At 36.3% G+C, this 7,351-nt stretch carries 7 protein-coding genes; 4 read left to right on the forward strand and 3 right to left on the reverse strand.

The features are described 5' to 3' along the window. The 3 genes from VNJ50_RS01650 to VNJ50_RS01660 all read left to right on the forward strand — a co-directional run. Nucleotides 1-1,209 (forward strand): 2TM domain-containing protein (locus VNJ50_RS01650; protein ID WP_325578430.1); only part of this gene is annotated, 1,209 nt, incomplete at its 5' end. Beyond that, a complete protein-coding gene (locus VNJ50_RS01655) occupies nt 1,209-1,523 on the forward strand; it encodes a 2TM domain-containing protein (protein ID WP_325578432.1) in 315 nt (104 codons plus the stop codon). The genes VNJ50_RS01650 and VNJ50_RS01655, both read left to right, overlap by 1 nt. Nucleotides 1,524-1,559: 36 nt before the next feature. Further along, complete coding sequence (locus VNJ50_RS01660; RefSeq protein ID WP_325578434.1) at nt 1,560-2,315, forward strand: LytTR family DNA-binding domain-containing protein; 756 nt, start codon at nt 1,560-1,562, stop codon at nt 2,313-2,315. Here the strand turns inward: VNJ50_RS01660 and VNJ50_RS01665 are convergent, their stop codons facing one another. The 3 genes from VNJ50_RS01665 to VNJ50_RS01675 all read right to left on the reverse strand — a co-directional run bounded on the left by VNJ50_RS01665 (nt 2,316) and on the right by VNJ50_RS01675 (nt 6,498). Next, a complete protein-coding gene (locus tag VNJ50_RS01665; RefSeq protein WP_325578436.1) occupies nt 2,316-3,491 on the reverse strand; it encodes an LETM1-related biofilm-associated protein in 1,176 nt (391 codons plus the stop codon). Nucleotides 3,492-3,791: 300 nt separating this feature from the next. Further along, nucleotides 3,792-5,258, reverse strand: coding sequence for a catalase (locus VNJ50_RS01670; RefSeq protein ID WP_325578438.1), 1,467 nt, complete (start codon nt 5,256-5,258; stop codon nt 3,792-3,794). Nucleotides 5,259-5,484: 226 nt separating this feature from the next. Then, the gene (locus VNJ50_RS01675; protein ID WP_325578440.1) at nt 5,485-6,498 is read right to left on the reverse strand and encodes a cytochrome-c peroxidase; all 1,014 of its coding nucleotides are present in this window, start codon (nt 6,496-6,498) and stop codon (nt 5,485-5,487) included. 267 nt (nt 6,499-6,765) lie between these two features. Between VNJ50_RS01675 and VNJ50_RS01680 the strand changes: the two genes are divergently transcribed. Then, entirely contained in the window at nt 6,766-7,311 is a 546-nt protein-coding gene (locus VNJ50_RS01680; RefSeq protein ID WP_325578442.1) for a hypothetical protein, read from the forward strand. Nucleotides 7,312-7,351: the final 40 nt, after the last annotated feature.

The raw sequence follows: 7,351 nt of genomic DNA on the forward strand, positions 1-7,351 counted from the left end.
GATTTGATGGTTTATGAACTTTATGCTTTGGTATTGGGCGGTTCTAATATGCTGTTTCATGATTTTTTATCGCAATGGAAATCAGGGTCTTATTTAAAACGAATTAGTGTAGGCTTATTTGGCACCGTGACGATTACTATAATTGGTCTTTTTTTACTGCGCCTATTTACCGCTATCGCTATTGGACATCAAAGTTTTTCGGTGTTTATTCAAAATGATAGATTTGAGAACTATCAATTTGGGTTGTGGGTCACGCTAACTATTGTTATTATTTTTTACGTCATTTATTTTTATAACGACTACCAGAAAAACAAACTCAAAGAACAAAAGGTTATTGCCACAACCGCCAGTGCACAGTTTGAAAGCTTAAAAAACCAAATAGATCCGCATTTTTTGTTCAATAGTTTGAATGTACTGAGTTCTTTAATAGAAGAAAACCCTGATAACGCACAACGTTTTACGGTATCGTTATCAAAAATTTACCGCTATGTTCTTGAGCAAAAGGATAAGGAGTTGGTATCGGTTTCAGAAGAACTGGAGTTTGCCAAAACCTATATGAACTTGTTGAAAATGCGTTTTGAAAACAGTATTCATTTTGAAATTCCTGAACATTTTAATAATGAAGATGCCAAAGTGGTGCCCTTATCCTTGCAATTGCTATTAGAAAATACTATTAAGCACAACACGGTGAGCGAGTCCAAACCATTATATATCAAAATCACGATAGAAGATAATTATTTGGTGGTGCAGAACAATTTACAGAAAAAAGAAGTTCTAAAAAGCAGAAATGGAGTAGGGCTTCAAAATATTGTCAACAGATATGGTTTGCTGACCAAACGGCATGTTCTGATTGATGCCAATAAAGATTTTTTTAAAGTGAAAATACCCATTTTAACCAAACAAATTTCTATCATGGAAACAAAACAAATTTATAGCGAACAAGAAGCCTATTATCGGGCGAAAAAAAGAGTAGAAGATATCAAAGGTTTTTATGGAAACTTGGTGTCTTATTGCGTGGTCATTCCTTTTTTAATTTTTATCAATTACAGAACTTCCTGGGGTTACCAATGGTTTTGGTTTCCTATGTTAGGTTGGGGTATGGGCATTATTTTTCATGCCCTTGGCGTATTTGGTTATGGGAAAGATTGGGAAGAGCGCAAAATAAAAGAAATTTTAGAAAAAGAACAACGTACTAAAACCTGGAACTAATGGAACCAAATTATTTTGAAAAAGAACGTTACGATCGTGCCAAAAAACGGGTTAAAAAAATCAGTGGGTTTTATAGTCATCTTTTGGTTTATATTGTTGTTAATTTAATGCTTGTTGTAGTCAATTATCAGCAATTGTCGCTAGGTGAAAGTTATTTTAAATGGCATAATTTTACGACATTGTTTTTTTGGGGCATCGGCCTTTTAGCTCACGGATTATCGGTTTTTATGCCTTATATGGTTTTGGGAAAGGATTGGGAAGAGCGGAAAATCAAAGAGTTGATGGAAAAAGATCGCAAAAATAATTGGGAATAATGAGTGGCATCGGCAATAGCTATTAAACCAAACTTCATGAAAGTAGTTATCATAGAAGATGAAAAACCATCGGCACGGCGTTTAAAACGTATGTTGTCGCAATTGCAAATAGATGCAGATATTATGCTGCATTCCGTGGAGGAATCTATCAACTGGTTTTCTGTAAACGCGCATCCCGATTTAATATTTTTAGACATTCAGTTGAGTGATGGTCTTTCGTTTGAAATATTTGAAACCATCACGATCCATTCGGCAGTTATTTTTACGACGGCCTATGATGAATATGCGTTGCAAGCTTTTAAACTGAATAGCATTGATTATTTGTTAAAACCTATTGATGAAGAGGATTTGGCAACGGCAATTAAGAAATTCAAAATGCGTTTGCCAATTCAGCAATCTCTAGAAATTGATTTTAATCGGATCAGAAGTTTGCTAGTCAATCCTTATGACAGGAATTATAAAAAGCGGTTTTCGGTTAAAATAGGATCACGAATCAAGCTCATTTCTACCGATGATATTGAGTGTTTTTATAGTGAAAATAAAGGTACTTATCTTTATACTTCCGAAGGCAGAAGTTATTTGCTGGATGTGAGTTTAGAGCAGTTGGAACCCGATCTGGAACCTCATAGTTTTTTTAGGATCAGTAGAAAGTTTTTTGTCAATATTGATGCAATCAAGGATATGATAAATTATACCAATTCACGTTTGCAGATCAAATTAAAAACCTATAACGAACAAGAAGTTATCGTTGCCCGAGAGCGGGTCAAGGATTTTAAAAATTGGTTGGGATAGCTACTCGTCGTCAATTCGGTTGTCATCAAACGCCGATGGCAACAATCGGGGAATAAACTTGATGAACAATGGCAGTAAAACGGCACCTCCAGGCAACATAAATATGGCTAAACTTGGGATGGATTTAAAAATATCCATCAGTTGTTCCTGCATTTTTTTTTGTTCTTCGCTGGTCAGGTCGCGTTGCGTAGATTGGGTTAAAAGCACCAATAGTTCTTTACTTTCTCTGAGTTCCTTGACCAGGCGCTTACTGTTTCTCCTGATTAGTTTTATGACCATTTTACTGGAGTTGTCATAAAAACTTTGCACGAAGTTTTTTGATCCTAAAGTGACAATTCGATTATCATTGGAAGAGTAAAATTTGTCAATATCTAAAATAGATTTCGTTAAAACTGACGGCTCAACATCTAAGTGGCTACAAAACTGGGTTAAAAATACGTTTTCAGATTGGTCCACCGTTTTATCGGTCCACGATGCCATGCAAGCAATATCAATGGTATATTGTTTTTCCAAAGACGTCTTTAGCGTCGCAATCGCATCGCCGTAATCAAGGCGTTCACTGTTGCTATAGCGTCTTGAGTCTTTGAATAATTTGGTCAAACTGTTGTCGTATTGTGTTTTTTGAAGTTTGGATTCAAAAACTTCAATAACAATCGTTTCAATGGCACTTTCCATTTTTTGCAAATACGCTTCAGAAATGGTGCCGGTTTCCAAAAACTTTTGATAGGCCAATACATCTACAAACAAAAGTGCATTGGTGATAAAATAATTGAAGTTTTTGGTAAAGATGTTATAATCGATATGGATGCGTTTTTCAATAAGATCTTCCAAAAGTGCAGCCGATTTCTTTTTGCCTAAAATAGCTTCAAAAATAGAAGTTTTGCTAATCGTAATGGCACTATAGAAACTAATGACCGAATCGATAAATTTTTCTTTGGAAGGATTTTTCTTATAAAAATAAAAGAAGGTCAATATAAGATTAGCCTTGCAAAGCTCTTCATCGGTGAGATCGTTTTTGGGAATGATATCATTGACAATCCGAACATTGCTTCCATAAATAAATCCGCAAAGTTTTAAATTTTGATAAAAAGATTCAAGAGGCCTGTTTAAAAAGGTCTCATCGGTCGAGATTTCCTTTAGTAGTTTTTTTATCCAGCCCGAAGCAGAAGGATTCATAATAGACGATCAATTAAGCTGTAAAGATACTCAATTTACTTGGTGAAAACTCATGCTTTAGGACGGATTGAAAAGTATGTTTGTCCATAGTATTATAATTATCGATGAGTGCGGTTTGGCTCGTGTTTTTGGGATACCGAAATAAAGATAAAAGCCATCCCAGAATCTGAGATGGCTTATTTGTTTTATACACTAAGGACGCTAATCTTTATTGAATTATTTTAAGCGTGTGCATCATTAGTTTCAATTAATTTAGCCTTAAAAGAATTGAAATTTCATGACCGTTTTCTGTGAATTGGTTTATAATTCAGAAAACAGCGTGTCAATATCCAGATTTAAGGCTTTTGCAATCCCTTTTCCGTATGCCGGATCGGCTTGATAGCAATTTCTGGCATGGCGTTCTTGGATGAATTTCTCTGCGCCTCCAATTTGTCTTGCAGTATTTTCAAACAGTACTTGCTGTTGCGCCGGTGTCATTAATCTAAATAAATTTCCGGGTTGCGTAAAGTAATCTTCATCTTCTCTATGGTCGTAATGAAAAGCATCGCCTTCAAGCTTTAATGCTGGCTCCGCATATTCTTTGCTCTCTGCCCATTGGCCATAGCTATTTGGCTCGTAATGTAAGGTTGAACCTTCGTTGCCATCCACACGCATGGCACCATCACGATGCGGATTATGGAATGGACATTGTGGTTTATTGACAGGAATTTGATAATGGTTAACACCTAATCTATAACGTTGTGCGTCGCCATATGAAAATAAACGTCCTTGCAACATGCGGTCTGGAGAAAAACCGATACCCGGAACCACATTGGCAGGATTGAAGGCCACTTGCTCTACATCGGCAAAATAATTTTCAGGGTTTCGGTTCAGCTCCATCACACCAACATCAATGAGTGGATAATCGGCATGAGGCCAAACTTTTGTCAGGTCAAACGGATTGAAGCGATAGTTTGCTGCATCGGCTTCTGGCATAATTTGTACTTTTAAAAACCATTTTGGAAAATCGCCGTTTTCAATGGCATCAAATAGGTCACGTTGATGGCTTTCACGATCTTGTCCAATAATATTTGAAGCTTCTTCATCTGTTAAATTCTGAATGCCTTGTGCGGTTATAAAGTGAAATTTTACCCAGCTGCGCTCATTGTCGGCATTTAAGAAACTGAAGGTATGGCTACCAAAACCATGCATGTGACGGTACGAGGATGGAATTCCCCTATCACTCATCACAATGGTCACCTGATGCAAAGCTTCTGGTAATAGTGTCCAGAAATCCCAGTTGTGATTTGCGTTTCTCAAGTTTGTTTTTGGATCCCGCTTTACAGCCTTGTTCAGATCAGGAAACTTATATGGGTCTCTCATGAAGAAAACTGGTGTGTTATTCCCTGCCAAATCCCAATTGCCTTCTTCGGTGTAAAACTTTAATGCAAAACCTCTAATGTCCCGTTCGGCATCTGCAGCACCACGTTCACCCGCAACTGTTGAAAAGCGAGCAAACATGTTGGTTTTTTTTCCAATTTCTGAAAATATTTTGGCTTTTGTATATTTTGTAATATCGTGCGTTACCGTAAACGTGCCAAAAGCACCAGAGCCTTTAGCGTGCATTCTTCGTTCAGGGATTACTTCCCTGTCGAAATGGGCTAGTTTTTCAAGAAACCAAAAGTCTTCCAAGAGCATTGGTCCTCTTTTTCCAGCAGTTTTAACATTTTGATTTTCTGCAATCGGCCGCCCGGATACCGATGTTAATTTTTTCTTTTCGTCTTTCATAAGATTTAATATTAAAAAATAATCGTGTTTTTAAATAGATGTTTTTTTAAAAAACAACAAGAATCTTTGATCCCGTCTAAAAATAGTAATTATTTTACTAATTTATTGCATTTAAAGTATTTCAAAGTTACGAGTGTTCCATGAGGTTTTGATTCCATCTTTTGTGATTGGAAAACATTAAAACCAGTATTCAAGGTGTTTTTGGGTGTGTTGCTATTATAACTGATTAGTCTTCAAAAGGAGAGCGTTTGATGTCCTCCGATATATCCGAAGAAAGACTGCCTAAAAAAGCGACAATGTCATCAACCTCATTATCTGATAAATCGACATTTCGTTGCAGTTTTCCCATGATCTTTACGGCGGTATTCAAATCGTCTATTGAGCCATCATGAAAGTAAGGAGCCGTATGCACAATATTCCTAAGACCAGGAACTTTAAAGAAATATTTTTCCGATTCTTTTTCGCTAATATCAAACAATCCAAGATCAACATCTTCTGATTTGGTGTGTTTCCAGTAATCATGGAACAGCCCAAATTTTTGTAACATTTGTCCACCTAAAGCTGGACCACTGTGGCATGTAATACACCCAGAATCAATAAAGTTTTGTAATCCTCTTTTTTCTTGAGTGTTCAATGCCTGCTGGTCGCCTTCTAGATATTTGTCAAACCGACTTTCTGGCATTAGGGTGCGCTCAAAAGCTCCAATGGCATGCGTTAAGTTTTGGAACGTAATAGGGTCATTCTCACCATAGGCTTTTTCAAAAAGTTCAAGATATAAATCCACTTGTTTTAAACGATCTACCAACTGTTTTTCATCTTTGATATTATGCTCCAATGGATTTAAAATAGGGCCTCCTGCTTGCTCTTCAACATCGGCAGCACGACCATCCCAAAACTGCATTTTGTGGAGTGCAGCGTGAAATACGGTTGGCGAATTTCGACCGCCAACGGTGCCCGGAGCATCACCGGGAGAAAACCGCTCGTTGTCCACCCCATAGGTTTTTAGGTTGTGACAGGAATTACAGCTAATATTTCCTTCTCCAGAAAGCAAGGTGTCAAAGTAAAGGTGTTTCCCTAAAAGCACTTTATCGGCATCAGGCAATTCAAGATCTAACGATGAAATAGGTTGAAAAAAAGTGGTGGCTGTAGGGTAAAGGTCTTCATAACCGTCTTTTGCTTTTTGCTGATTTTGACAAGATAAAAATGCAGGGATAATAAAAATAATAAGATACTTTTTCATAATTGAATGTTTAGAATAAATGAAAGATACCTTAATAAGCCAAATAAGACAATGATTTATATCATGCTTAAATGGGAATATTTTTTTAAGCAGATAATTATAAATTGGAAAGTCGATGGGAAGCTTTTTGTTTTCTTTTTTAAAATCAAATTTCAACAAACCTTTTAGCGATACTTTTTTTCCGCGAGCATCATAAAAACCGCCTTTTCCATTTAGCCTTATTCTAAATAAGGCTTAAATTTGCACACATTAAAAAAATAAAATTTTATGAAAAAATTAGTTTTGTTGAGCGCTGTTGTTTTTGGTTTAGTGTTCTATTCTTGTTCAAATGATGATGATAATACAGAAAATGAAAAAGTAAGTTTAGTAGGCGATTGGCAATTGACCAATGTTGATTTTACTTTCATGTCTGAAGATGGAGGAAGAATCCGTGCCACCGACAATTGTATTATGGAACTTGTTGCTGGCTATCGTTTTTTTGAGGATAATAGTTTCTTTTTTATTCTCAAGGAAGGTGCTCCTTTTCCAACTGATGGTGATTATTGGAATTGGGAAGGTGATGTAGAGGATTTTAAAATTGTGCAGAAAAATCCTGCTATGCCTCCTTATAACTTTAGTGTAACTCCTACCAATCTTGAAGTTAAGAAGGTTAACGGTAAAACTCAAATAACCTTTCATTCGAAAATGGGACATGGCTCTGAAGCCAATTTTACTCTAGTGCAAACAGAAGAAATTGATCAAGATCAATTGCCTGAATTTACTGCACCTGATGGTTTGGATTATGAGTATTGTGGTTTTTTTGATCCTAAATAATAATTATATTCACCAATAAAAAGCTCGATATCCGAGCTTT

This window comes from Gelidibacter sp. (genome assembly GCF_035577925.1).
Lineage (GTDB): Bacteria > Bacteroidota > Bacteroidia > Flavobacteriales > Flavobacteriaceae > Gelidibacter.